Annotated in this window: 23 protein-coding genes; 10 read left to right on the top strand and 13 right to left on the bottom strand. The window is 57.2% G+C overall.

Annotation, left to right across the window (positions count from 1 at the left end; genetic code table 11):
- The first annotated feature begins 3 nt into the window (after positions 1 to 3).
- Both dapE and QFI97_RS08485 read left to right on the top strand, forming a co-directional pair.
- Positions 4 to 1,131, top strand: coding sequence for a succinyl-diaminopimelate desuccinylase (gene dapE, locus QFI97_RS08490; RefSeq protein ID WP_095100379.1), 1,128 nt, complete (start codon positions 4 to 6; stop codon positions 1,129 to 1,131).
- A gap of 50 nt (positions 1,132 to 1,181) precedes the next feature.
- Positions 1,182 to 1,382, top strand: coding sequence for a YpfN family protein (locus QFI97_RS08485; RefSeq protein ID WP_095100377.1), 201 nt, complete (start codon positions 1,182 to 1,184; stop codon positions 1,380 to 1,382).
- A 94-nt stretch (positions 1,383 to 1,476) separates the two neighbouring features.
- On the opposite strand, the gene ypfH is transcribed toward QFI97_RS08485, so the two are convergent.
- The 6 genes from ypfH to dapA form a co-directional block, all read right to left on the bottom strand.
- Positions 1,477 to 2,175: an esterase gene (ypfH, locus tag QFI97_RS08480; RefSeq protein WP_346430932.1), complete on the bottom strand. Its 699-nt coding sequence runs from the start codon at positions 2,173 to 2,175 to the stop codon at positions 1,477 to 1,479.
- 76 nt (positions 2,176 to 2,251) lie between these two features.
- Complete coding sequence (locus QFI97_RS08475; protein WP_346430931.1) at positions 2,252 to 4,252, bottom strand: tRNA(Met) cytidine acetyltransferase TmcA; 2,001 nt, start codon at positions 4,250 to 4,252, stop codon at positions 2,252 to 2,254.
- Between the two features lie 12 nt (positions 4,253 to 4,264).
- Positions 4,265 to 5,137, bottom strand: a complete 873-nt coding sequence (ypfJ, locus tag QFI97_RS08470) for a KPN_02809 family neutral zinc metallopeptidase (RefSeq protein ID WP_095100370.1) — start codon at positions 5,135 to 5,137, stop codon at positions 4,265 to 4,267.
- Positions 5,138 to 5,258: 121 nt separating this feature from the next.
- A complete protein-coding gene (gene purC / locus QFI97_RS08465) occupies positions 5,259 to 5,972 on the bottom strand; it encodes a phosphoribosylaminoimidazolesuccinocarboxamide synthase (RefSeq protein ID WP_095100368.1) in 714 nt (237 codons plus the stop codon).
- A gap of 109 nt (positions 5,973 to 6,081) precedes the next feature.
- Positions 6,082 to 7,116 carry an outer membrane protein assembly factor BamC gene (gene bamC, locus QFI97_RS08460; RefSeq protein ID WP_095100366.1) on the bottom strand — a complete coding sequence of 345 codons (1,035 nt, stop codon included), beginning with the start codon at positions 7,114 to 7,116 and terminating at the stop codon, positions 6,082 to 6,084.
- Between the two features lie 16 nt (positions 7,117 to 7,132).
- Positions 7,133 to 8,011, bottom strand: coding sequence for a 4-hydroxy-tetrahydrodipicolinate synthase (gene dapA, locus QFI97_RS08455; RefSeq protein WP_095100364.1), 879 nt, complete (start codon positions 8,009 to 8,011; stop codon positions 7,133 to 7,135).
- Positions 8,012 to 8,164: 153 nt separating this feature from the next.
- Here dapA and QFI97_RS08450 point away from each other — a divergent pair, with 153 nt between their 5' ends.
- Positions 8,165 to 8,734 (top strand): glycine cleavage system transcriptional repressor, encoded by a 570-nt coding sequence (locus tag QFI97_RS08450; RefSeq protein ID WP_346432076.1) that lies wholly within the window; start codon positions 8,165 to 8,167, stop codon positions 8,732 to 8,734.
- 3 nt (positions 8,735 to 8,737) lie between these two features.
- Positions 8,738 to 9,208, top strand: coding sequence for a thioredoxin-dependent thiol peroxidase (bcp, locus tag QFI97_RS08445; protein ID WP_041146681.1), 471 nt, complete (start codon positions 8,738 to 8,740; stop codon positions 9,206 to 9,208).
- Positions 9,209 to 9,288: 80 nt separating this feature from the next.
- Here the strand turns inward: bcp and QFI97_RS08440 are convergent, their stop codons facing one another.
- On the bottom strand, positions 9,289 to 10,356 hold the full coding sequence (locus QFI97_RS08440) for an AI-2E family transporter (RefSeq protein ID WP_095100360.1): 1,068 nt from the start codon (positions 10,354 to 10,356) through the stop codon (positions 9,289 to 9,291).
- A 225-nt stretch (positions 10,357 to 10,581) separates the two neighbouring features.
- On the opposite strand from QFI97_RS08440, the gene bepA reads away from it, so the two are divergent.
- The gene (gene bepA / locus QFI97_RS08435) at positions 10,582 to 12,045 is read left to right on the top strand and encodes a beta-barrel assembly-enhancing protease (protein WP_095100358.1); all 1,464 of its coding nucleotides are present in this window, start codon (positions 10,582 to 10,584) and stop codon (positions 12,043 to 12,045) included.
- 9 nt (positions 12,046 to 12,054) lie between these two features.
- Positions 12,055 to 12,414: an arsenate reductase (glutaredoxin) gene (gene arsC, locus QFI97_RS08430; RefSeq protein WP_041146684.1), complete on the top strand. Its 360-nt coding sequence runs from the start codon at positions 12,055 to 12,057 to the stop codon at positions 12,412 to 12,414.
- A 45-nt stretch (positions 12,415 to 12,459) separates the two neighbouring features.
- Here the strand turns inward: arsC and QFI97_RS08425 are convergent, their stop codons facing one another.
- From QFI97_RS08425 to bglK, 5 genes are all read right to left on the bottom strand, one after another.
- Positions 12,460 to 13,161 (bottom strand): DnaA inactivator Hda, encoded by a 702-nt coding sequence (locus QFI97_RS08425; RefSeq protein WP_217698328.1) that lies wholly within the window; start codon positions 13,159 to 13,161, stop codon positions 12,460 to 12,462.
- A 94-nt stretch (positions 13,162 to 13,255) separates the two neighbouring features.
- Positions 13,256 to 14,554: a uracil permease gene (uraA, locus tag QFI97_RS08420; protein WP_346430930.1), complete on the bottom strand. Its 1,299-nt coding sequence runs from the start codon at positions 14,552 to 14,554 to the stop codon at positions 13,256 to 13,258.
- Positions 14,555 to 14,650: 96 nt separating this feature from the next.
- A complete protein-coding gene (gene upp, locus QFI97_RS08415) occupies positions 14,651 to 15,277 on the bottom strand; it encodes a uracil phosphoribosyltransferase (RefSeq protein ID WP_095101327.1) in 627 nt (208 codons plus the stop codon).
- A gap of 182 nt (positions 15,278 to 15,459) precedes the next feature.
- Positions 15,460 to 16,890: a 6-phospho-beta-glucosidase gene (locus QFI97_RS08410; RefSeq protein ID WP_346430929.1), complete on the bottom strand. Its 1,431-nt coding sequence runs from the start codon at positions 16,888 to 16,890 to the stop codon at positions 15,460 to 15,462.
- A gap of 10 nt (positions 16,891 to 16,900) precedes the next feature.
- The gene (bglK, locus tag QFI97_RS08405; RefSeq protein ID WP_095100352.1) at positions 16,901 to 17,794 is read right to left on the bottom strand and encodes a beta-glucoside kinase BglK; all 894 of its coding nucleotides are present in this window, start codon (positions 17,792 to 17,794) and stop codon (positions 16,901 to 16,903) included.
- A gap of 264 nt (positions 17,795 to 18,058) precedes the next feature.
- Here bglK and purM point away from each other — a divergent pair, with 264 nt between their 5' ends.
- The 4 genes from purM (at position 18,059) to ppx (ending at position 23,616) form a co-directional block, all read left to right on the top strand.
- On the top strand, positions 18,059 to 19,096 hold the full coding sequence (purM, locus tag QFI97_RS08400) for a phosphoribosylformylglycinamidine cyclo-ligase (protein WP_095100350.1): 1,038 nt from the start codon (positions 18,059 to 18,061) through the stop codon (positions 19,094 to 19,096).
- Positions 19,093 to 19,734: a phosphoribosylglycinamide formyltransferase gene (purN, locus tag QFI97_RS08395; RefSeq protein ID WP_095100348.1), complete on the top strand. Its 642-nt coding sequence runs from the start codon at positions 19,093 to 19,095 to the stop codon at positions 19,732 to 19,734. The genes purM and purN overlap by 4 nt, the downstream gene beginning before the upstream one ends.
- 285 nt (positions 19,735 to 20,019) lie before the next feature.
- On the top strand, positions 20,020 to 22,080 hold the full coding sequence (gene ppk1, locus QFI97_RS08390; protein WP_095100346.1) for a polyphosphate kinase 1: 2,061 nt from the start codon (positions 20,020 to 20,022) through the stop codon (positions 22,078 to 22,080).
- A gap of 3 nt (positions 22,081 to 22,083) precedes the next feature.
- Positions 22,084 to 23,616 carry an exopolyphosphatase gene (ppx, locus tag QFI97_RS08385; RefSeq protein ID WP_346430928.1) on the top strand — a complete coding sequence of 511 codons (1,533 nt, stop codon included), beginning with the start codon at positions 22,084 to 22,086 and terminating at the stop codon, positions 23,614 to 23,616.
- A 41-nt stretch (positions 23,617 to 23,657) separates the two neighbouring features.
- On the opposite strand, the gene QFI97_RS08380 is transcribed toward ppx, so the two are convergent.
- On the bottom strand, positions 23,658 to 25,895 hold the full coding sequence (locus QFI97_RS08380) for an EAL domain-containing protein (protein ID WP_346430927.1): 2,238 nt from the start codon (positions 25,893 to 25,895) through the stop codon (positions 23,658 to 23,660).
- Positions 25,896 to 26,158 lie beyond the last annotated feature (263 nt).

Here is a 26,158-nt window from a genome sequence, read left to right as displayed (position 1 = left end):
TCTATGTCTTGCCCGGTCATTGAGCTGGCTCAGCAGCTTATTCGCCGCCCTTCCCTCAGCCCCGATGATGCGGGATGCCAGGCGTTAATGATTGAACGTCTGCGTGCGATTGGTTTTACCGTTGAACCGATGGATTTCGGCGATACCCAAAATTTCTGGGCCTGGCGCGGACGCGGCGAAACCCTGGCCTTCGCCGGTCATACCGATGTTGTCCCGGCGGGCGACGCTGACCGGTGGATTAACCCACCGTTTGAACCGACTATTCGCGACGGCATGCTGTTTGGCCGCGGTGCGGCGGACATGAAAGGCTCGCTGGCCGCGATGGTGGTCGCCGCCGAGCGTTTTGTCGCCCAGTACCCGAACCATAAAGGTCGGCTGGCCTTTTTGATCACCTCAGATGAAGAAGCCAGCGCCCACAACGGCACGGTGAAAGTCGTCGAAGCCCTGATGGCCCGCAAAGAGCGCCTCGATTACTGCCTGGTGGGCGAACCCTCCAGCACCGAAGTGGTCGGGGACGTGGTGAAGAACGGCCGCCGCGGCTCGCTAACCTGCAATTTAACCATCCACGGCGTGCAGGGCCACGTCGCCTATCCCCATCTGGCGGATAATCCGGTGCACCGCGCCGCGCCGATGCTCACCGAGCTGGTGGGAATCGAATGGGACAAAGGCAACGAGTTCTTCCCGCCGACCAGCATGCAGATTGCCAACGTCAAGGCGGGAACCGGCAGCAATAACGTGATTCCGGGCGACATGTTCGTTCAGTTCAACTTCCGCTTCAGCACCGAGCTGACCGACGAGATGATCAAAGCCCGGGTTGTAGAGCTGCTGGAAAAATACCAGCTGCGCTACACCCTCGACTGGTGGCTCTCCGGCCAGCCGTTCCTGACCGGCCGCGGTAAGCTGGTTGAAGCGGTGGTGAATGCCATTGAGCACTATAATGAGATCAAACCGCAGCTGTTGACCAACGGCGGCACCTCCGACGGGCGGTTTATCGCTCGCATGGGAGCACAGGTGGTTGAGCTGGGGCCGGTGAATGCCACGATCCACAAAATTAACGAGTGCGTGAACGCCGCCGACCTGCAGCTGCTGGCGCGGATGTATCAACGGATCATGGAACAACTGGTCGCCTGACAACATCGACAGATACCCTGAACGATGGCGGGTATGAAAGAGGAAGCAGCATGGAATGGCTAAGTAAATACTGGTGGGTTCTGGTGTTAGTTTTTTTAGTGGGCGTCATGATTAACGTGATTAAGGACCTTAATCGCGTCGACCACAAAAAATTTCTCGCCAACAAGCCGGACCTTCCCCCCCATCGTGATTGCAACGATAAGTGGGATGATGACGACGACTGGCCGAAGAACGACTCGTCGAAGAAGTAGGTTCGACGCGCGGTCTCCCCGGTGAACGTCACCTCGCCGGGGGATCTCCCGGATAACGGCGTCATACGCCTTATCCGGGCCAGCTATCTCCGGATCACAGCAGTTCGATAATATCGTCATCTTTCGGCGTGCTGCCGCTTAACGCTTCGTCGAAATAGTGCTTCGGTACGGTATAGCGCAGACGCTCGAGCGCAAACTGCATGCTGCGATCGTCAATCGCGTGTCCCAAATCCTCAACGATATCCAGCGTCACGTCGCCACCGGCCTGCACCAGCGCCTCCTGCGCCGCGACGGCCCACGCCAGATCGATAACCCGATCCTCGCCGCCGTGGATCAGGTGCACGGTGGTCGCCGTTGTCGCCGACTGCGGCAGCGTGGCGTAGCGCCCGTTAAAGGCGATCACCCGCGAAGCCAGTCCCGGCTCGGCCTTGATGCTTTCCAGCGACATAATCGCCCCCTGCGAGAAGCCAATCAGCGCCGTTGCCTGCGCAGGCACGCCGCTTTGCTTCTGCCAGTAGCGCACCGTCTCAATAAAGGTCGGCATGATGGCGTCAATACGCGCCTGCCGGTTGTCCTCGGTCACCCCCTGCACGGAGAACCACTGACGGCCGGGTGCCGGGCCGCACGGCTCGGCGCCGCCGATGCTGACGATTAACGCATCCGGGAACTGCGGCGCGAACAGGCTGCCGATTTGCCCCATTGCAACCGGATTATCACCGACGCCATGAAACAGCAACAGCAGCTGCTGAGCAGGTGTCACAGGGCTTTGAACAATAAAATGATCGTGTTTCATGGCTTTCTCCTTTGTCTACGCGGGCAGTTTACGCCGCAGATAAAATATGACCATGACATTTAACTGAATGAGTTAGTTAAAAAAATTGCAGTTGCTCAACCCGCTGACGCAGCTCATCGGCGCGGGCCGCATCTAGGCTGAACAGCGCCTGCCCCGCCTCCTCGCGTAACCTTGCCAGCAGCGCTTTGCGTCCGGCCAGCTGCAGAGAAGCGCAGAGTTCGGCCTCATCCTGTCGCCGCAGGCGGGCGCGCAGGGCCGGAAGCGCCAGATCGACCCGCAGCAGCAGGCGGTTCAGACAGCCAATCGTCGCCTGCAGCGGGCGGTGGGCAAAGGCGAATCCGGCGGCCTCGAGCCAGTCCTCTTCCGTCAGCATAGCAGCCTCGACAACCGGCAGCGGCAGCGCCTCTTCCCGCCATGCGCGCAGCCAATACTCATCGCGCCGCAGCCGCGCCAGCTCCTGCTGGCGTAAGCGGATGCCCGCAGGCGTTAACGGATACAGCGCCATCGCCGTATAGCAGCCGCTGCTCGCTTCACGGTGGGTACCGAGACGCACCAGGGTAAAACCGCAGCGTTGCCAGAAGCGCCAGAGCTCGGCGGTATAGCCGAAGCTCACCGAGAGGTAGTCAAGCCCCTCCGCCTCGGCCACGGCCCTCGCCACCAGCGCCTGGCCTAACCCTTCGCGCTGGCGCGACGGATGTACGGCAATGCGGCCGATCCGTCGCGCCACCAGCGTAGCGGCCAGCGGAGTGCCGCCGTGCGCCGCCAGCGACTGGGCCACCAGATTACCGCGCGGGCGGCGGTATCCCGCCCACACCGCCTGACTGAGAGCGGGGGCAAGAGCGCCCTCCTCTACCAGCCACAGCGCTCCGGCAACGTGGCTCCCGGCACGCGCGCAGATAAACCGCTGCCCGGGAGCGTCCATCATCCGGCGTAAATCCAGCGGCGACGTACGATAGTGCGCGCCGGAAAGGAGCTGATACATCGCCTCCGGCAGGGACGGCCGCAGCCGCCAGCTGGCCTGATGTACCGTTTCCAGCACCGCCTGGCCCTGCGGTGGATGCATAAAGGACTCATCACCAAATAGCAGCAGTTCGCTCACCAGCGCCTCCAGCGGGCAGCCAGGCGCCCAGCGCACGGGCGCAGAGAGGCTAAACTGGCGCAGCTGAGTGAATCCAGAACAAAATTTAAGCAAAAAACCGCGGCCGGTTCCTTCATACCCCTGTACGGTTGTGGTCAGCAGAGTACGCGGGAAGCGCGCCACCAGCCGGCGCAGCAGCGGCCCGGGAATGGCGGCCGCTTCGTCAACGATCAGCCACGAGGCGTTAACCTCGGACGCCAGCAGCGCGTCGGGGGCCATAAAACGGAAATGCTCCCCGGCAAACGCCGCGATAACGTCCGTGGCGCCGCGCGCGGGGGCGGTCACGATCGCATCGCCTCCCAGCTGTCGAATCAGCATTCCCGCCAGCGCCGATTTCCCCCGCCCGCGCTCGGCGGTTACCGCGGCAATGCCGGGAGGGAGAGCGGCCAGGTCGGCAAGGACGGCCGCCTGTTCGGCCAGGGGCCGGCCATCGGCTGGATGCCACAGAGGGCGAGGCGCGGCATCCGGCAGGCGCGGCGCCTCGCCCTGCCGCCAGACCAGCGCCTCTTTAGCCGCTGCGGCCAGCCGGCAAAAGCGCTGCACAAAGTTGGGGGTTGGGATGGGGTCCGGCGCATCGCTCCAGCGCAGCGAGTCCGCGTCCGGCTGCGTCGGCCAGCATGCAAAAGGAGGGGTCAGCAGCACCAGCCAGCTTCCGGCGCGCAGCGTGCCGCACAGAGCGGCAAACGCCGCCACGTCGAAGCCGCTGCGGGCGTCAAAGAAAGCGTGCTGGTATTCGCGTCCGAGCAGAGACTTCAGGGCGCCGGGAGAACCCGAGGGCGCCGGCATCGGCTGGGGGGAGATCCACAGACCGTCCCCGGCCAGCCGTTCACGCAGCGCCAGCGCCTGCTGCAGGCACCACGCTTCGTCGCCGCTGAGCACCAGCAGGCGACGAATGCCCTGCTGCGCCATCCGGGCCGTCAGGTTAAGTAATTCATCCATTTACAGCGGCGATCAGAGCGCATTACCAAACGTATTGCACTGCGCCGGGTCTCCGCTGTCAAAACCGCGCTTAAACCAGGTATAGCGCTGCTGCGAAGTACCGTGGGTAAAGCTGTCCGGGACGATGCGCCCCTGGCTTTGCTGCTGCAGACGGTCGTCACCAATGGCCTCTGCGGCATTCAGCGCTTCCTGCAGATCGCCGGTTTCCATAACGTCCTGATTCTGCATGCTGTGACCCCAGACGCCGGCAAAGCAGTCGGCCTGCAGCTCCATTTTCACCGACAGGCGGTTAACTTCAGCCTGCGACGCGTGCTGCTGCAGCTGACGCACTTTGGATTCAATGCCCAGCAGCTTCTGCACGTGATGCCCGACCTCGTGAGCAATCACGTAGGCCTGAGCAAAATCGCCGTCCGCGCCGAGCTTGTTTTTCATCTCATCGTAGAACGAGAGATCGATGTAGACCGTGCTATCAGCCGGGCAGTAGAACGGCCCCATAACGGACTGGCCGGTACCGCAGCCGGTCCGCGTCGCGCCGCGATAGAGCACCAGCTTCGGCTGCGGGTACTGACGGCCCATCTTTTGGAAGATAGCGCCCCAGGTATCTTCGGTATCCGCAAGAATCACCTTGGTAAACTTCGCGGCCTGCTCTTCCTGCGGGCTGACAGAGCGTTGGGTGGTGGTTTGCTGCTGTGAAACGGGCTCTCCGGTCAGCATGCCGGTCAAATCCACGCCGTAATAGCCCGCAACCAGCACGATAATCAGCAGGACGATACCGCCCTTCCCGCTGGGAAGACGGAAGCCACCGCCGCCTCCGCCCAAGGGCGAGCCGGAATCATTACGTCGATCTTCTACATTGTCGCTTTCGCGACGTCCTTGCCAGCGCATAGGCACCTCAATCCATCAAGTTGTCGAATATGAGAGATCGTAGGCGGTTCGGCGCAGGATTACCACTGGAAACAACAAGAAGAGCGCCAGAAGGTAGAGCTACCTTCTGGCGAAGGGAGGTTTAGTCGAGCTTAACGCCAAGGCGATGGGCCACTTCTTCGTAGGCTTCAATCAGGCCGCCGAGGCTCTGGCGGAAGCGGTCTTTGTCCATTTTATCGAGGGTATTTTTATCCCACAGGCGGCTGCCATCCGGCGAGAACTCATCGCCCAGCACCACTTCGCCTTTAAACAGGCCAAACTCCAGCTTGAAGTCGACGAGGATCAGGCCCGCGTCGTCAAACAGCTTTTTCAGCACATCGTTAGCTTTGAAGGTCAGCTCCTGCATGCGGGCCAGGTTCTTTTTATTCACCCAGCCGAACGTTTCGCAGTAGGACTCGTTGACCATCGGGTCGTGCATCGCGTCATTTTTCAGGAACAGGTCAAACAGCGGCGGGTTCAGCTCAATACCTTCTTCGATGCCCAGACGCTTAACCAGAGAGCCGGCCGCACGGTTGCGGACTACGCACTCAACCGGAACCATCTCCAGCTTTTTCACCAGGCACTCGGTGTCAGAAAGTAGCGCTTCCATCTGGGTCGGGATGCCGGCTTCTTCCAGCTTGCTCATAATGAAATGGTTAAACTTGTTATTCACCATCCCCTTACGATCGAACTGTTCAATGCGCGCGCCATCCCCTGCTGAAGTATCGTTACGGAACTCGAGTATCAGCAGGTCCGGGTTCTCGGTGCTGTAAACGGTTTTCGCTTTACCACGATACAACTCAGCTTGCTTGTTCATCTTTGTCACTCCAGTGAAGATATAGACGATAAAAATTGCGTTTTTCTGCCGACGCACACGTTTGCGTCACTATACAGAAAAAAGGGCCGGATTGCTCCAGCCCTGTTTATTACTTACCGAATGCGGCCTGGAATACGGCAACCAGCGCATCATTCTGCGACTGGGTCAGCGTATGACCTTTCGGGTCGATGAACTGCAGGCTGCTGCGGTTATCAAGATCGCCGACCTGCAGTTTGTAGTCACCTGAAACCAGCTGCGGATCGTGGGCACCTAGCTCCTGCCAGCTGCTGTCAGACAGCGGCTTGTAGGTCAGCGCCATGCTGCCCTGAGAGCGCGTGCTGTCGGTCACCTTCATGCCCGCTTTTTCCAGCGCGCCCGGCAGACGTTGCCACACGAGGTTAAACGGTGCGCGGACAACCAGCATCGGCAGACCGGTATCGTCGGCAGCGCTCTGCACGTCGAAGGTCGCGCCGGCGTTTTTCTGCGCCGCGTTCTGCGCGCTGGTGGCGTTCATGTCCAGACCTTCGGAAATGACGTTCAGCATAGAGGTGCTGTAGCGCTGCAGCGATGCCGGATCGGATACCGGTTTCCCGGCCTGCTCGAGGTTAACCAGCTTCACCACCACCGCCTGCTGATAGCCCTGCGGTTTAACTGAGATTTGATAGCGACCACGGTACTGCTGGTCTTCATCGAGGCGACTCCACTCCACCCAGTCGGTGTTCAGCGTCTGGCTGGCATCGTCACGTTTGGTGATGACGTAGTTTTTTGACTGCAGGATGCTGGTGACCTGCGCCCACAGCGAACCGCTGCGGCTGTTTTCCACCATCAGCGTCGAAGTGTCGCCATTAAACTGAGTGCGTGCGCCGTTTACCAGGGCCAAAGGCTGGGCCGGTGGACGAATGTCCAGAGCTTTACCCACCGCGCCGGCGCTGGTCGCAACCGGAATATTATAATCGCCAACCTGAACCGGCAGGATCATCCCCGCAGGCGCGTGAAGCTCGCTGAGCGGCGTAGCTTGCAGGTAAACCTCGTCGCCGCTAACCTGACGCTTGTAGCGCGAATCCGAACTACAGGCCGCGAGAAGCAGGACCAATGAAACACCCGCAACCTTCGCCAGGCGCGACTTCTGTACTGAGTAAGCCATCAAATCTCCCTAAACTTTACAGCAGACCGGCATGCTTCAGCGCTGCGGTTACCGCCTTCTTACCTTCTTCGGTAATCGGCGTCATCGGCAGGCGCAGCGTATCGGTCGCCACAAGACCCAACGCCTTACATGCCCATTTCACGGGGATAGGGTTGGGTTCGACAAATAATTTTGTATGCAATGGCATCAGACGCTGGTTAATCGCCCGCGCTTCGGCAAATTGACCCGCCAGAGCCAGTCGGCACATGTCCGCCATTTCACGCGCCGCAGCGTTTGCGGTGACGGAAATCACGCCATGACCACCCAGCTGCATAAAGTCCATTCCGGTCGCGTCATCGCCGCTCAGCAGAATAAAGTCGTCTGAAACCAGCTCTTTGATCTGATGAACGCGACTTAAGTTCCCCGTCGCTTCCTTAATACCGATAATATTTTTTACTTCCGCCAGGCGGCCGACGGTTTCCGGCAGCATATCGCAGCCGGTACGGGACGGCACATTATACAGGATTTGCGGCAGGTCGGTGTGTTCTGCGATGGCTTTAAAGTGTTGGAACAGGCCTTCCTGGGTCGGGCGGTTGTAATAAGGGGTTACCGTCAGGCAGCCAACTACTCCGCTGTCGTTGAAACGCTGGGTCAGGCTGATCGCCTCTGCGGTTGCATTTGCACCGGTCCCCGCGATAACCGGGATACGCCCGTCGGCCAGCTCAAGCGTCATCATCACAACGTCGCCATGCTCTTCATGGCTCAACGTCGCGGACTCACCGGTAGTCCCTACCGAAACGATCGCCGAGGTTCCGCTGGCGACATGGTAATCAATCAGTTTTTTCAGGCTTGTCCGGCAGACGTTACCGTTTTCATCCATCGGCGTGACAAGCGCTACAATACTTCCCGTGAACATGGGCCATCCTCAGAGCAGAAGTGCGACAAGATTCTCAATGTTACGTTTGGTGCCGTAATAAAAGCAAGAGACCCGATGCCTTCAGGGATGTTGTATGCCGGTTTTTTTTATGCTTTCCTAATGTTACCTCACCTTTTTAAAGGAAGAACAGGTTTGACCGCCTCATTACAACACTATCTGGTTATTACCGCTTTGGGCGCTGACCGTCCCGGCATCGTGAATACGATCACCCGCCACGTCAGCAGCTGCGGCTGTAATATCGAAGACAGCCGGCTGGCCATGCTCGGTGACGAATTTACGTTTATCATGCTGCTTTCTGGTACGTGGAATGCGATTAACCTGATTGAATCGACCCTACCGCTGAAAGGTGCCGAGCTGGATCTGCTGATCGTGATGAAACGGACAACCGCGCGGCCGCCTCAGGCCATGCCAAACACCGTCTGGGTCCAGGTTGAGGTACCGGACTCGCCGCATATTATCGAGCGCTTCACCGCCCTGTTTGACGCGTGGAATATGAATATCGCCGAACTGGTTTCTCGTACCCAGATCGGCGGCAATGACGATTCAGCCCAACTCTTCATCCAGATATCGGCGCACAGTCCCGCTACGCAAAATGCATCAAATATCGAACAAGCGTTCAAAGCCCTATGTACAGAACTGAACGCACAAGGCAGTATTAACATCGTTAATTATTCACAGCATGATGAACAGGATGGAGTTTGAGTAATGAATCCACTGAAAGCCGGTGATATTGCACCGAAATTTAGCTTACCAGACCAGGACGGCGAGGAAGTAAATTTGACCGACTTCCAGGGACAGCGTGTTCTGGTTTATTTTTACCCGAAAGCCATGACCCCGGGCTGTACCGTTCAGGCCTGCGGCCTGCGCGATAATATGGATGACTTAAAGAAAGCGGGCGTTGAGGTACTGGGCATCAGTACGGATAAACCAGAAAAACTCTCCCGTTTCGCCGAAAAAGAGCTGCTGAACTTCACGCTGCTGTCTGATGAAAACCATCAGGTCTGCGAGCAGTTTGGTATCTGGGGCGAAAAATCGTTTATGGGGAAAACCTACGACGGTATTCACCGTATTAGTTTCCTGATTGATACAGATGGCAAAGTTGAACACGTGTTTGATAACTTCAAAACCAGCAATCACCACGACGTGGTGCTGAACTGGCTGAAAGAAAACGGTTAACGTTTTATTGAACGCGGGACGCCGGGGCATTTCACTGACCCGGCGTCCGTTTTAGCACTTCCGTTCGTCAAGCCGTCGCGCTATTTATCGTCTTCTACCACCAGTCCGTCCGGCCAGGCGTGCACCACCGCCTTGATTAAGGTCGCCAGCGGGATGGCAAAGAATACGCCCCAGAATCCCCACAGCCCGCCAAAGATAACCACCGACAGAATAATCACCAGCGGATGCAGGTTAACCGCTTCGGAGAACAGCACCGGCACCAGCAGGTTGCCGTCCAGCCCTTGAATAATCAGGTATACCGCAAACAGGCTCCAGAACTCGGTGCCCGCGCCGAACTGAAACAGCGCCACGCCCACCACCGGGATGGTGACCACGAAGGCGCCGATGTAGGGGATCAGCACCGAGAACCCGACCAGCACCGCCAGCAGCAGCGAATAGTTGAGCCCAAAGAGGATAAAGCCGATCCACGTCGCCACGCCGACGACGATCATCTCCAGCACCTTACCGCGAATGTAGTTGGTGATTTGCTGATTCATCTCCTTCCACACCTGCCCTGCCAGCCCGCGGTTACGCGGCAGCACGCGGCGTACGGCGTTCAGCATCTGCTCTTTGTCTTTCAGCAGGAAGAAAACCATCAGCGGTACCAGCACCAGATAGACCGCCAGGGTCAATAAACCGACCAGCGAGGCCAGGGAGTACTTCACCACCGAATCGCCGACGGTCAGCATGCGGTTACGCATATTATCAGCCATCGCGTCGATAATCCCGGCATCCATCAGCGCCGGATAGCGGCGCGGCACGGTGGCGGCAAAATCGGAGAGCTTATTCAGCATGCCCGGCATATCGCGAATCAGATAGATCCCCTGCTGCCAGGCGACGGGCATCACCACGAAGGCCATCAGCAGCAAAATACCGACAAACAGTATCAGAACGAACGACGTCGCCCAGGTACGCGATAGCCCCACGCGCTCGAGCCTGACGGTCGGCCACTCCAGCAGATAGGCCAGCACGATAGCCACCAGTAACGGCGCCAGCAGACCGCTGAAAAAGAACATAATGCCGAATCCAGCCAGCAAAATAACCAGCAGCGCTATCGCCTCCGGATCGCTGAACCGGCGGCGGTACCACTGTATTAACATCTCAAGCATAAACCCTTCCCTGAAGCGCAAAACTGCAACAACCCGAGGAATTGTATCTAAACGTCACAAAAAAGACTTCGCTTTTTATTAGCAAAACCACAAACATGACTTCCCGCAGCAATATCATATTTTCAACGGCGTCAACGACAGCTAAACTCGCAGGACAAGCGGAAATGGAACATTCCACCGCCCTACCGGTCAAACTGGCACATCCACATAAACAGGACAGAGGTTATGTTCAGGCAGTTAAAGAAAACGCTGGTGGCAACCGTGATAGCGTCGCTGACGCTGGGTTCGATTTTACCTGCTTTTGCTGACTCCGCAGATACCCTGCCTGATATGGGTACCTCTGCAGGAAGCACGCTTTCCATCGGTCAGGAGATGCAGATGGGGGATTACTACGTCCGCCAGCTGCGCGGCAGCGCTCCGTTGATTAACGACCCGCTGCTGGTGCAATACATTAACGGATTAGGTATGCGCCTGGTTTCGCACGCCAACTCGGTGCGAACCCCCTTCCACTTCTACCTGATCAATAACGACCAGATTAACGCCTTCGCCTTCTTTGGCGGCAACGTTGTGCTGCACTCGGCCCTGTTCCGCTACTCGGATACGGAGAGTGAGCTGGCGTCAGTCATGGCGCACGAAATTTCACACGTCACGCAGCGCCATCTCGCGCGCGCGATGGAAGACCAAAGGCGCAACGCCCCGCTGACCTGGGTTGGCGCGCTGGGCTCGATTCTGCTGGCGATGGCCAGCCCGCAGGCCGGTATGGCGGCCCTCACCGGCACGTTGGCCGGCACCCAGCAGGGGCTGATCAGCTTTACCCGCCAGAATGAAGAAGAGGCTGACCGCATCGGGATTCAGGTGCTGCAGCGCTCCGGATTCGATCCGCAGGCGATGCCGGCGTTTATGAGCAAGCTGCTCGACCAGTCGCGCTACTCCACCCGCCCGCCGGAAATGCTGCTCACCCACCCGTTACCGGAAAGCCGCCTGTCCGACGCCCGCAACCGCGCGAATCAGATGCGTCCGGTAGTGGTGCAATCATCGGCCGATTTTTATATGGCCAAGGCCAGAACGCTGGGGATGTATAACTCCGGGGACAATAAGCTCGGCAGCGACCTGCTCGATGCCTGGGCGAAAGGCAATATCCGCGAGCAGCACGCCGCGCAGTACGGCCACGCCCTGCTGGCGATGGGCAGCAATAACTACGATCTTGCGCGTAAAACCCTGCAACCTCTGCTGAGCGCCGATCCGCAAAATGCCTGGTATCTCGATCTGGCAACCGATATTGACCTTGGCCAGAAGAAAACGGCCGATGCGATTAACCGACTGAAAAACGCCCGCGAGATCCGCACCAACCCGGTACTGCAGCTGAACCTCGCTAACGCCTACCTGCAGGGCGGACAGCCGGCCGACGCGGCGAATATCCTTAACCGTTACACCTTTAATAATAAAGACGATGGCAACGGCTGGGACCTGCTGGCGCAGGCGGAAGCGGCCCTCGGCAATCGCGATCAGGAGCTGGCGGCCCGTGCGGAAGGAGTGGCGCTGGTCGGCCAGCTTACGCAGGCTATTTCGCTGCTCAGCAGCGCCAGTTCACAGGTGAAGTTGGGCAGCCTGCAGCAGGCTCGCTACGATGCGCGCATCGATCAGCTGCGCCAGCTGCAGGAACGATTCCGCCCATATCAAAAAATGTAAGGAGACCTCATGTCTGACGCGGTAAAAATTTACCATAACCCACGCTGCTCCAAGAGCCGCGACACCCTGAGCCTGCTGAAGGCTAACGGTATCGACCCTGAAGTGGTGCTCTATCTGGAGACGCCGCCGGATGCGGCGACGCTGCGCCAGCTGCTGAAAATGCTGGGTATGGTGAGCGCCCGTGAGCTGATGCGCCAGAAGGAAGATCTGTATAAGTCATTAGAACTTGCCGACCCTCAGCTCAGCGAGGATGCGCTTATTCAGGCGATGGTCGACAATCCGAAGCTGATTGAACGCCCTATCGTCGTCAGCCACGGCGAGGCGCGGATCGGCCGACCGCCGGAGCAGGTGCTGGATATCGTGAATTAAGCAAGATGCGCCATCGTCATGATGGCGCGGAACCCGCGCGGCTCGCTAGAGCTTGAGGATCTCTTTAACGAAGGGAATGGTCAGCTTGCGTTGGGCGGTAATAGAAGCGCGATCGAGCTGATCGAGCGTCATAAACAGCGAGCGCATTTCGCGATCCAGGCGCTTGAGCAGGAACCGGCAGACGTCTTCCGGCATTTCAAAACCGCGCAGCCGCGCGCGCAGCTGCAGCGCCTGCAGCTTGTCTTCATCGGATAACGGCTGCAGCTTATAGATTTGTCCCCAGTCGAGGCGCGATGCCAAATCCGCCAGGCCAAGATTGAGCTGACGCGGAGGGCTATCGCCGGTGATCAGCAGGCGGGTTTTGCCCGATTCCAGGATCCGGTTGTAAAGATTGAAGATTGCCATCTCCCACGGCTCATCGCCGGCCGCGCATTCGATATTATCGATACAAACCAGCGAAAGCTGCTCCATCCCCTCCAGCACTTCCGGAACAAACCACGTACGCTTATCCAGCGGAACGTAGCCCACCGCATCGCCGCGCTGGGAAAGCTCCGCACAGGCGGCATGTAGCAGGTGACTGCGCCCCGCGCCTTCACGCGACCAGATGTAGATGTACCCGCTATGCTCCTGCCGCAGAACGTTCTGTAAGGCAGCAAGAAGAGAAGGATTACCACCCGGCCAAAAACTCGCAAAAGTTTCATCGTCAGGAAGGTACAGTGGCAAGGAGAGCTGTGCCGGTGCGTTCAGATGGACCTCATCATAGACTGACAGAAAAACGCGGAGAGTTTATCACGAAGTCTGCCGTGAGAGAACCGGGCGGGATCGCCGCCCGGTTGGAGGATCAGCGTTTTGCCTCGGCTTCATCAACCGCATCAGCCGCGTCCAGAACCACCTCTTCCGGACGCAGGACGCTAATTAATTTGAAGATCAGGCTCAGGGCAACGCCAACGATAGTCGCCAGCGCCATGCCTTTCAGCTCCGCCGCGCCGATGTGCACCTTCGCGCCGCTGACGCCAATGATCAAAATCACCGAGGTCAGAATCAAATTCTGCGCCTTGTTGTAATCGACCTTGGATTCGATCAGCACGCGGATACCCGAGGCGCCGATCACCCCGTACAGCAGCAGCGATACGCCGCCCATTACCGGCAGCGGGATGATCTGAATGGCTGCCGCCAGCTTGCCGACGCAGGAGAGCAGAATGGCGATAATCGCCGCCCCGCCGATAACCCAGGTACTGTAGACGCGGGTAATCGCCATCACGCCAATGTTTTCACCGTAGGTCGTGTTGGGCGTCGAGCCGAAGAAGCCGGAGATCATCGTCGACAGGCCGTTGGCAAACATCGAGCGGTGCAGGCCGGGATCGCGGATCAGATCCTTTTTAACAATATTCGCCGTCACCACCAGATGCCCCACGTGCTCGGCAATCACCACCAGCGCGGCGGGCAGGATGGTGAAAATCGCAAACCACTCAAAGCGCGGCGTGTAGAAGGTCGGCAGCGCAAACCAGTGCGCCTCGGCGATGGGAGTGGTGTCGACAACGCCCATCACGAAGGAGAGCGCGTAGCCCACCAGCACGCCGATAAGAATCGGGATGATGGCCATGAAACCGCGGAACAGCACCGAGCCAAACACCGTCACCCCCAGCGTCACCATTGAGATGATAATGGTTTTGCTATCAGGAGACTGTCCCTCTACCGGCAGCAGGCCGGCCATATTCGCCGCGACGCCGGCCAGCTCCAGGCCGATAACCGCGACAATGGCCCCCATGGCCGCCGGCGGGAACATCACGTCCAGCCAGCCGGTGCCGGCCCTTTTAACAATAAAGGAGACGATGCAGAACAGCACGCCGCACATAATAAAGCCGCCCAGCGCAACCTCGTAACCCAGCGGGAGCAGCAGCAGAACCGGGGAGATAAACGCAAAGCTCGATCCCAGATAGGCCGGAATTTTGCCCTTACAGATAAACAGGTACAGCAGCGTGCCGATACCGTTAAACAGCAGAACGGTAGCCGGGTTGATGTGAAACAGGACTGGCACCAACACCGTAGCGCCAAACATGGCGAACAGATGTTGCAAACTTAGCGGGATTGTCTGTAAAAGCGGCGGTCTTTCACTCACCCCGATTGCGCGGCGCGTCATAGTGTTTTCCTCTGAGTGTCGTTTATTAGTTGTTGTTGGCGTGTTTGATTCAAAAAAAAGCCGACTCTTAAAGTCGGCTTCTTATTAATGCTTCAATTACTTGGTACCAAAAATCTTATCGCCGGCATCGCCGAGGCCGGGAATAATATATCCGTGCTCGTTGAGGCCCTGGTCAATGGACGCGGTGTACATCTCGACGTCCGGGTGCGCTTTCTCCAGCGCGGCAATCCCTTCCGGAGCGGCAACCAGAACCAGCACCTTGATGCTGGAGCAGCCCGCTTTTTTCAGCAGGTCGATAGTGGCGATCATCGAACCGCCGGTTGCCAGCATCGGGTCAACCACCAGCGCCATACGTTCGTCGATATTGGATACCAGCTTCTGGAAGTAAGGCACCGGCTCAAGGGTTTCTTCATTACGGTAGATCCCAACGACGCTGATGCGCGCGCTCGGAACGTGTTCCAGAACGCCTTCCATCATGCCGAGGCCGGCGCGCAGAATAGGTACGACGGTGATTTTCTTACCTTTGATCTGCTCAACTTCGACCGGGCCATTCCAGCCTTCGATGGTGACCCTTTCGGTCTCCAGGTCGGCGGTGGCTTCATAAGTTAGTAAGCTACCAACCTCTGAGGCGAGTTCACGGAAGCGTTTGGTGCTGATGTCGTGCTCACGCATCAGGCCCAGCTTGTGTTTGACGAGTGGGTGTTTCACTTCCACAATCTTCATTCTCTTTCTCCTCTGAGGGGCAGCCACAAAAAAAATCGCGGGATTATACCGCTTTTTCCCATTTGCGCCATAGCCGATATGTTTGACCGGGATCAACCAAAATGCTTTGCGCTGCCTGAGCCAGTATAAATCAAAATAAAAAAACCCCGCGCAGGCGGGGTTTCACGGGGCTTCAGGCCGGTTTAAAGCGTTTCGCCGTTGCTGCCGATAACCTGCTGATACCAGGCAAAAGATTTCTTGCGGCTGCGGGCCAGGGTCCCGTTGCCTTCGTTATCTTTATCGACGTAGATAAAACCGTAACGCTTTTTCATCTCGCCGGTTCCGGCGGAGACCAGATCGATACAGCCCCACGGGGTGTAGCCCATCAGGTCAACGCCGTCCTCAACGACCGCTTTTTTCATTTCCGCGATATGGGCGGAGAGATAGTCGATGCGGTACTGGTCGTCTACCGTACCGTCAGCTTCGCGCACGTCGATGGCGCCAAAGCCGTTTTCGACAATAAACAGCGGCAGCTGATAGTGATCCCAGAACCAGTTCAGCGAGTAGCGCAGCCCAACCGGGTCAATCTGCCAGCCCCAGTCCGATTTTTGCACGTATGGGTTGGAGACCAGGCTCTTCGTCTCATCATAATCCAGCAGCGGATTATCCTCGGTGGCCTTGGTGGCGAACGACATATAGTAGCTGAAGCCAATATAGTCGACGCAGCCTTCGCTCAACGCCACGCGATCTTCGTCGGTGATATCCAGCGCAAAACCGCGGCGCGCAAAGTAGTTAAGCAGATGCTGAGGGTACTTACCGCGCACGTGAACATCGGTGAACCAGTAGCGGCGGTGCATGGCGTTCATCGCCATCATCATGTCATCAGGCACGCAGGAGAGCGGATAAATCGGGCACATCGCAATCATGCAGCCGACCTGCAGCGCCGGGTTAATCTCCCGCGCGACTTTCACCGCCAGCGCGCTGGCGACCAGCTCATAGTGCGCAGCCTGATACATCACCGGCTCGCGATCCTCACCCGGCAGGAACTTCAGCCCCGAGTTGGTGAACGGCGCAAAGTCTTCGTGGAAGTTTGCCTGGTTATTGATCTCATTAAAGGTCATCCAGTACTTCACTTTATGCTGATAGCGATTAAATACCACCTGCGCAAAGCGTACGAAGAAATCAATCAGCTTACGGTTGCGCCAGCCGCCGTATTCGCTAACGAGGTGGTAAGGCATCTCAAAGTGGGAGAGCGTAATAACCGGCTCAATTCCGTGCTTCAGGCACTCATCGAACAGATCGTCATAGAACTGCAGCCCGGCTTCGTTCGGCTCCAGCTCGTCGCCCAGCGGGAAAATACGCGTCCAGGCAATAGAGGTACGAAAGCATTTGAAGCCCATTTCCGCAAACAGCTGAATGTCATCTTTATAGCGATGATAAAAATCAATCGCCTCATGGTTCGGGTAATTTTTACCCGCCAGCACGCCGTCGGTAATTTCACGCGCCACGCCGTGGGCGCCAGCGGTCATCACGTCGGCAACGCTCGCGCCTTTGCCGCCCTCCTGCCAGCCCCCTTCCAGCTGATGCGCCGCGACCGCGCCGCCCCACAGAAAACCTTCTTTAAATCCAGACATGTTCTCTTCCTTATGAGCGATCGCCAGTCGGCGACCGGAATTGCTGATTGAAATGGTAAACGGCGCCAATCAGCCCGGCGTCGTTGCCGTGGCTGACGGTGTCGATATAGTCTGCAATGCCGAACCAGGCCAGATGTTCACGCAGCAGCGGCAAAAAGCCCGGGCGTTCCACGATGCCGCCGCCGATGAGGATAGTCTGCGGATCGAACACGTTGACGAGGTTATAAAGGCCGGTGCCAAGGCCGTTAAAGAATTCGGCCACCAGCCGATGACAGGTCGCATCGCCCCTGTCGTAACGATCGAATATCTCTTCCCCGGTCACCTCTTCCAGCGTTTTGCCGAAATGCGCGGCGTAGCGCTGGCGCAAGACGCGCAGGGTACAGTTCTCATTCATTGAGTAGCGACGAACGTCACGGGTGCCCGGGCGCTGGGTCTGCATATAGCCAAATTCTCCGGCGCGAAAGCTCGCGCCGTGCACCAGCCGGTCATTACAGAAGATAGCCCCGCCGATGCCGGTGCCAATCGTCAGAACCAGAAAATCACTTATATTGGCGGCTTTGCCCTGCCAGCGCTCGGCCAGCAGCACGCAGTTAGCGTCGTTTTCAATGGCGACGGGAAGTCGGGTACGTTGTTCAAGCCAGGTTTTGATAGCAAAATTATCGAATCTGCGGATAGCGCCGCCCATTTCGATATAGCCGGTGTGCGGATTAACGTAGCCGGGCGCGCTGATCGCCACCCCTTCACACTCCGGGTGAGCGGCAATCCACGCCAGCATGGCCTGCAAAATTTGCTCGCCGTCGCTGTCGCGAATCGGCTGCTTGCCCTTCTCCAGCAGCTCGCCGGTGCTGGCTATAATGCCCATTTTTAGCGCCGTGCCACCAATATCAAATGCGGCAATTACCATCCTTACCCCCCTCCTGAATCCCCTCAGTACCGTCGTTCGGCTCGCTTAAACAAAAAGAGAAACCGGTTTCAGTGGCATGATGGTCATTCTGGCGCACAGAGGCAAGCACAAGAATGTACCCGGTTTCATTTTCGTGAACAGTATCAAATTTGTCCATCTCGCCGCCGATTAACGCCGACTGCAAAGCAGGCTCGCAAACGTTTGCTATCCCTGTTAGAATTGCGCCGATTTTTCTTGCTACCGCAAATGTGTGGAGACTTCGCAGTGACCGATAAAACCTCTCTCAGCTATAAAGATGCCGGCGTAGATATTGATGCAGGCAACGCTCTCGTCGACCGTATTAAGGGTGTGGTGAAGAAAACCCGCCGCCCGGAAGTGATGGGTGGACTGGGCGGATTCGGCGCACTGTGCGCATTGCCGCAGAAATACCGCGAGCCGGTACTGGTCTCCGGCACTGACGGCGTCGGCACCAAGCTGCGTCTGGCAATGGACCTCAAGCGTCACGACACTATCGGTATCGACCTGGTTGCCATGTGCGTAAACGACCTGGTGGTTCAGGGCGCCGAGCCGCTCTTCTTCCTCGACTACTATGCCACCGGCAAACTGGACGTCGACACGGCAGCCAGCGTCATCAGCGGGATCGCCGAAGGCTGTCTGCAGTCAGGCTGCGCGCTGGTTGGCGGCGAAACGGCAGAAATGCCCGGCATGTACCACGGCGATGATTATGACGTCGCGGGCTTTTGCGTCGGGGTTGTAGAAAAATCAGAAATTATCGACGGCAGCAAAGTTGCCGACGGCGACGTGCTGGTCGCTCTGGCCTCCAGCGGCCCGCACTCCAACGGCTACTCGCTGGTGCGTAAAATTATTGAAGTCAGCGGCGTCGACCCGCAAACCACCGACCTGAACGGTGCGTCATTGGCCGACCATCTGCTGGCGCCGACCCGCATCTACGTCAAATCGGTGCTGGATCTGATCGCTAACGTCGAAGTTCACGCCATTGCGCACCTGACCGGCGGCGGCTTCTGGGAAAATATCCCGCGCGTTCTGCCAGATAACACCCAGGCGGTGATCGACGAGTCCTCCTGGCAGTGGCCGGAAGTCTTCAAATGGCTGCAAACTGCCGGCAACGTCAGCAGCCACGAAATGTATCGGACCTTCAACTGCGGCGTCGGGATGGTTATCGCGCTGCCGCCAGAAGCCGCCGATAACGCCATCGCTCTGCTGAACGAAAAAGGTGAAAACGCGTGGAAAATAGGCTATATCAAAGCCTCTGATTCCGAACAGCGTGTGGTCATTGAATGAAAAATATCGTGGTGCTGATTTCCGGTAGCGGCAGTAATCTGCAGGCAATTATTGACGCCTGCGCGCGGAAACAGATCGGCGGCACCCTGCGAGCGGTATTCAGCAACAAGGCCGATGCCTTCGGCCTTGAACGCGCGCGTGAGGCCGGTATCCCGACCCACGCGCTCACCGCCAGCCAGTTCGCCAACCGCGAAGCGTTCGATCGCGAGCTGATGCACGAGATCGACGCCTACGCGCCGGATCTGGTGGTACTGGCGGGCTACATGCGGATTCTGAGCCCGGCGTTTGTCGCCCACTATCAGGGGCGTCTGCTGAATATCCACCCCTCCCTGCTGCCTAAATATCCCGGGCTGTATACCCATCGCCAGGTGCTGGAAAACGGCGATGAGGAGCACGGAACCTCGGTGCATTTCGTCACCGATGAGCTGGACGGCGGGCCGGTCATTCTGCAGGCCAAAGTTCCGGTTTTCGCCGGCGATAGCGAAGATGACGTTACCGCCCGCGTGCAGGCTCAGGAACACGCCATTTACCCGCTCGTCGTCAGCTGGTTTGTCGACGGTCGTCTGCGCATGGAGAGGGGTCAGGCCTGGCTTGACGATGCGCCTCTGCCGCCGCAAGGATACGCGGCAGAAGAGTAATCGATAACGCCTCTCGCATCCGTCAGAGGCGTTTTTTTTGTCCCTGCTGCCATTGTTTATCTGCGCCAGGACCTTCAGCCGCAGACGCGTTTTGGCGCCTGACGCGCGACAGCGATCGGCTGAATTACCGCATTTTGCACACAGAATGAGCAAAGGAAAGCGACCTCCTTTTCTTCGCAGCGCGTTGAAAGAAAACTGTCATACTTCTTTGACATAGTTGGACATTCAATGGCAAAGCTCGCCATAATGAAAATGCAACATCAATCAACCGGAGTGTGAGTTGTAATGGGCCAGGAAAAGCTATACATCGAGAAAGAACTCAGCTGGTTGTCCTTTAACGAACGCGTACTTCAGGAAGCGGCGGATAAAAGCAACCCACTGATTGAGCGCATGCGCTTTTTGGGAATTTACTCCAACAACCTCGATGAATTTTATAAAGTGCGCTTCGCTGAACTCAAGCGCCGCATCATCATCAGTGAAGAGCAAGGCAGTACCGCCCATTCTCGCCACCTGTTAGGTAAAATTCAGGCCCGGGTCCTGAAGGCCGACCAGGAGTTTGACAGCCTGTATAACGAGCTGCTGCTGGAGATGGCGCGTAATCAGATCTTCCTGATCAACGAACGCCAGCTGTCGGTCAATCAGCAGTCCTGGCTGCGCAACTACTTTAAACAATACCTGCGCCAGCACATTACCCCTATTTTGATTAACCGCGAAACGGACCTGATCCAGTTTTTGAAAGATGATTACACCTATCTGGCGGTGGAAATCATTCGCGGCGAAACCGTTAACTACGCCCTGCTGGAAATTCCGTCAGATAAGGTTCCGCGCTTTGTTAACCTGCCGCCGGAAGCCCCGCGCCGCCGTAAGCCGATGATCCTGCTTGATAACATTCTGCGCTACTGCCTGGATGATATTTTTAAAGGCTTCTTCGATTACGATACGCTGAACGCCTATTCGATGAAGATGACCCGCGACGCCGAGTACGATCTGGTGCACGAGATGGAATCGAGCCTGATGGAGCTGATGTCCTCCAGCCTGAAGCAGCGTCTCACCGCCGAACCGGTACGCTTCGTTTACCAGCGCGATATGCCGGACGCGATGGTCGAAATGCTGCGGGCAATGTTCTCGATTTCACGCTATGACTCAATGCTGCCGGGCGGCCGCTACCACAACTTTAAAGACTTTATCGGCTTCCCGAACGTCGGCAAAGCTAACCTGGTCAATAAACCGCTGCCGCGTCTGCGCCACACCTGGTTTGATAAGTTCCGCAACGGGTTCGACGCTATTCGCGAACGCGACGTGCTGCTCTACTACCCGTACCACACCTTTGAGCACGTGCTGGAACTGCTGCGTCAGGCCTCCTTCGACCCCAGCGTGCTGGCGATCAAAATCAATATTTACCGCGTCGCCAAAGACTCGCGGATTATCGATTCCATGATTCACGCCGCCCACAACGGTAAAAAAGTCACCGTGGTGGTCGAGCTGCAGGCGCGCTTTGACGAAGAGGCCAACATTCATTGGGCGAAACGCCTGACTGAAGCCGGCGTGCACGTTATCTTTTCCGCCCCGGGGCTGAAGATCCACGCCAAGCTGTTCCTGATTTCACGTAAAGAGGGCGACGAGGTTGTCCGCTACGCCCATATCGGTACCGGTAACTTCAACGAAAAAACCGCGCGTCTGTATACCGATTACTCCCTGATCACTGCGGATGCGCGTATTACCAATGAAGTCCGTCGCGTGTTCAACTTTATCGAAAACCCATACCGTCCGGTTAGCTTTGACTATCTGCTGGTTTCGCCGCAGAACTCGCGCCGCCTGCTGTATGAGATGATCGATCGGGAAATTGCTAACGCCCAGAACGGCCAGCCCTCCGGGATCACCCTTAAGCTGAACAACCTGGTCGATAAGGGCCTGGTTGACCGCCTCTATGCGGCCTCAAGCTCCGGCGTTCCCGTTAACCTGCTAATCCGCGGGATGTGCTCCCTGATCCCAGGGCTTGAGGGGATTAGCGACAATATTCGCGTCACCAGCATCGTTGACCGCTTCCTTGAGCACGACCGCGTCTATGTCTTTGAAAACGGCGGTGATAAGCAGGTCTGGCTCTCTTCCGCTGACTGGATGACGCGCAATATTGACTACCGCATCGAAGTCGCCGCGCCGCTGCTGGACCCGCGTCTGAAACAGCGGGTGCTGGATATTTTTGACATCTTGTTCAACGACACGGTGAAAGCACGCTATCTTGATAAAGAACTGAGTAATAGCTACGTGCCGCGCGGCAACCGCCGTAAAGTTCGCGCTCAGATGGCGATCTATGACTATCTCAAATCACTCGAACAGCCCGATTAACCTATGCCTATAAACGAAAAAGCCCCTCGGCCCCAGGAGTTTGCTGCGGTCGACCTTGGTTCAAACAGTTTTCATATGGTGATCGCCCGTGTCGTCGACGGGGCAATGCAGATCATCGGTCGCCTTAAACAGCGGGTTCATCTGGCCGATGGTCTGGATGAAAACTCCGTGCTCAGCGAAGAGGCGATTGCGCGCGGGCTTAGCTGCCTGTCGCTGTTTGCCGAACGCCTGCAGGGCTTTGCGCCCGCCAGCGTCTGCATCGTCGGGACGCATACGCTACGCCAGGCGACAAACGCGGCTGAGTTTCTCAAGCGCGCGGAACAGGTTATCCCCTATCCGATAGAGATAATCTCCGGTAATGAAGAGGCGCGCCTGATTTTTATGGGCGTCGAACATACTCAGCCCGAGCGCGGCCGCAAGCTGGTCATTGATATCGGCGGCGGCTCAACCGAGCTGGTCATCGGCGAGGATTTCGAACCGCGTCTGGTCGAAAGCCGCAGAATGGGCTGCGTCAGCTTCTCGCAGATTTACTTCCCGGGCGGCATCATCAACAAAGAGAATTTCCAGCGCGCGCGCCTGTCGGCGGTGCAAAAGCTGGAAACGCTGGCATGGCAGTTCCGCATCCAGGGCTGGACCGTAGCGCTGGGCGCTTCCGGGACCATTAAGGCCGCTCAGGAAGTGCTGATCGCTATGGGCGAGAAGGACGGCTTTATCACGCCTGAACGCCTTGAAATGCTGGTCGCTGAGCTGCTGAAATATAAAAACTTCGACTCGCTGAGCCTGCCGGGCCTCTCTGAAGAGCGCAAGGCGGTATTTGCGCCGGGGCTGGCTATTCTGTGCGGCGTGTTCGATGCGCTGGCCATCAAAGAGCTGCGCCTGTCGGACGGGGCGCTGCGCGAAGGCGTGCTGTACGAGATGGAGGGGCGCTTCCGCCATCAGGATATCCGCAGCCGCACCGCGCAAAGCCTGGCAAACCAGTACAATATCGACCGCGAACAGGCGCGTCGGGTGCTGGAAACCACCACCCACATCTTTGAGCAGTGGCAGGATCAGAACCCCAAGCTCGACAACCCGAACCTGTCGGCGCTGCTAAAATGGGCGGTGATGCTGCACGAAGTGGGGCTGAATATTAACCACAGCGGTATGCATCGCCACTCGGCGTATATCCTGCAGAACAGCGATTTGCCCGGCTTCAATCAGGAGCAGCAGATGCTGATGGCCACGCTGGTGCGCTATCACCGCAAGGCTATCAAGCTCGATGATTTGCCGCGCTTTACGCTGTTTAAGAAAAAGCAGTTCCTCCCGTTAATTCAGCTCTTGCGCCTCGGCATTCTGCTGAACAACCAGCGCCAGGCGACGACAACGCCGCCGACGCTGACGCTGAAGACCGAAGCCAACCACTGGACGCTGGTGTTTCCGCACGACTGGTTTAGCCAAAATGCGCTGGTGCTGCTCGATCTGGAAAAAGAGCAGCAGTACTGGGAAGGCGTGCCTGACTGGCTGCTGAAAATTGCCGAAGAAAAGCCTGATAGCTAGCAGGCTGGCCGGGCGCTCCGCGTCCGGCCACTTTTCAGCAGTCAAGCCGTCGCCGGTACGGCCACGTTAGCCAGCGTCTCCAGCGGCACGGGCTCGCCAATCTCATACCCCTGCATATAGTCGATACCCAGCGATATCACCGCCTGACGAATCTCCGCCGTTTCGACATACTCCGCCACGACCTGCATATTCTTCATCCGCGCCAGATGGCAAATCGATGCCACCACCTGATAATCGAGGCTGCTGGTGACCAGATTACGAATAAAGCTGCCGTCGATTTTCAGCAGGTCGACGTTCAGGCTTTTCAGGCGCGCGTAGCTGGCATAGCCGGTGCCAAAATCATCGATCGCCACGCGGCATCCCAGCGCCTGTAAATGTGCCAGCGTTTGTCGCGCCTGCTGCGGGTTGGTTAACGAGTGATTTTCAGTCAGCTCGAATATCAGCTGCCAGGGCTCAACCCCGTAGCGCGCCAGCCGCTGCTCCACCTCTTCAGGGAACTGGCTGCGGCTTACCGACACCGGCGACAAATTCACCGCCAGCCGCATTCCCGGGAGGACGTGCCGATGCTGGTTCATAAAGGAGAGCGTATTTTCCAGCACCCAAAGATCGATCCGCGAAGCGAGGCCAAACTCGTGGGCTACCGGGAGGAAGCTGTCCGGACTGATGATTTCGCCATTCTCTCCCACCATTCTCAACAGCACTTCATGGTAGCTATCGCCGCGGATCCCGACTATCGGCTGCGCCATCAGGCGGAAGCGGTCCAGCTCCAGCGCCTGCAGGATCAGGTTCATCATCGCCACTTTATCTTTTAGCCCATGCTGGACGTGGGTTGCGCCCCGCCGCTGCATATTTTCCGGGTGGCCGCTGGTTAGCGACATATCGGCAATGGTATTCAGCTCACCTAATAGCAAATACAGATGCTTCACCGGAGATCGTACGCTGCAGTAGCTCAGGCCCACCGCGGGCTGCAGCGGCATCCCGTCCCAGACAAAGCGAAACTGCTTCAGGTGCTTATCCAGCGTCTCAATTCGCGCCTGATGATCGTCGCAGTTCATGCGGATAACCAGGTCGTGCCCCGAGAGATGATGAACGGCCTCATTCGGCTGAAGCAAGGCGCTAAGATGTTCTGCCAGATTTTGCTTGTACTGAATACGCAGCATCACCCCATAGTGCCGCCCCAGCAGCTCCAGCTCCGGGATGCGCAAAAAGCACAGCACCGACCTCGATGAGTTTTCGAGGGCCCGGCTTAGCGCGCGTAAATTAGGCATATGTACCACCGGGTCGAGAAATGCCATTCGCCGTACCCGCGCGTGGATCAGGCGCTGCTGCGTCGCCAGCATGGCCATATAGGCGATAATAAACGAGAACACCAGGTAGCTGGACGAGGTGATAGCCAGCTGATTATTGTAGCCAATCGAGAACGGCAAATAGCGATAATGAAAGTGGATAATAAGAATTAATACCGGCGTCCAGACCAGAGCGATAAAGCGATAGCCAAAGCGCATTGCGCCCCACAGCATCACCGGCATAAGTAATGATAATGTATAATTTGTGCTAAATATCGTACTGGTACTACTCAAGGGTATTAATAATAGTACCAATAACATTAACAACGTTATTGCCCATAAAAAAAACTCAAGCAGCTTTATTTTAGGGTCCATTTGCAGGCGAATTTGCGAAATAAATCCGCGTATATGTAATGGATTACGAATAATGCGCAGCAGGAAATAGCACAGCGGTACGCCGGTTAAACACCCGACCATCAGCGCCTGAAAAGTGATTAGCGATCGTAAACTAAAGGGGTCGATGCCAATCAGGCCCGTGGCGCGAGGATGAAGGCCAAGGTACTCGGCAAACTGGGAGAGCACGAGGAATATTGCCGACGGCAGCAGCATTTGCCAGAACAGCCTCTGCGGCATCAGGCCGACGTTACCGTGAGAGATCTGCTGCCTGCGCGGAACAAAAATGCGGTACCCGCCCCAGCACAGCACCACCGGGATCAGAAAGTGGAAGATAACGCCAATCGCCTCTTCCGGAGCCATATCGCGGGCCACCGTGCACCACAGCCCGATGATAATGCCCGGCAGCGCGTCCCAGCCAAAAAACAGCATCAGGCTTAATACCAGCGCCAGCGGTAAATAGTAAAGAGAAACTTCATTACCGTTTAGTTCAGCGTAGGAGTTTGTCCATCGCGTCAGGGGGAGTAAAAGAGTGGGTAACACCAGCGGCAGCGCCCACCATTTATCCCGATATTGTCTGTACAGATTAATTATGCTCATAGATGCTCTACGGATAACCCAAACTCCAGCAGGGTATATTCAGGCAGGCATCCAACCCAACCATCTCAACCGCGTAAGGAATAACGACGCGGAACTGGCTGGAGATTCTAGTTACCAACGAAAACAGACAGTTGATATAAATCAAAAAATCATTTAGCTAATATTAATAATGCTTATTTTTTTGCCGCAGGCCGCTGGAAAAAGAAACCATGTAAATGCAACGATTATGTTATATAACATTAAGTAATACTTCGGCGGAGGCA

The sequence above is a fragment of the Klebsiella scottii genome (genome assembly GCF_036561945.1).
Taxonomy (GTDB): domain Bacteria; phylum Pseudomonadota; class Gammaproteobacteria; order Enterobacterales; family Enterobacteriaceae; genus Klebsiella; species Klebsiella scottii.
Note: the sequence above shows the minus strand (reverse complement) of the source record. Positions and strands in the feature narration are given on the sequence as shown.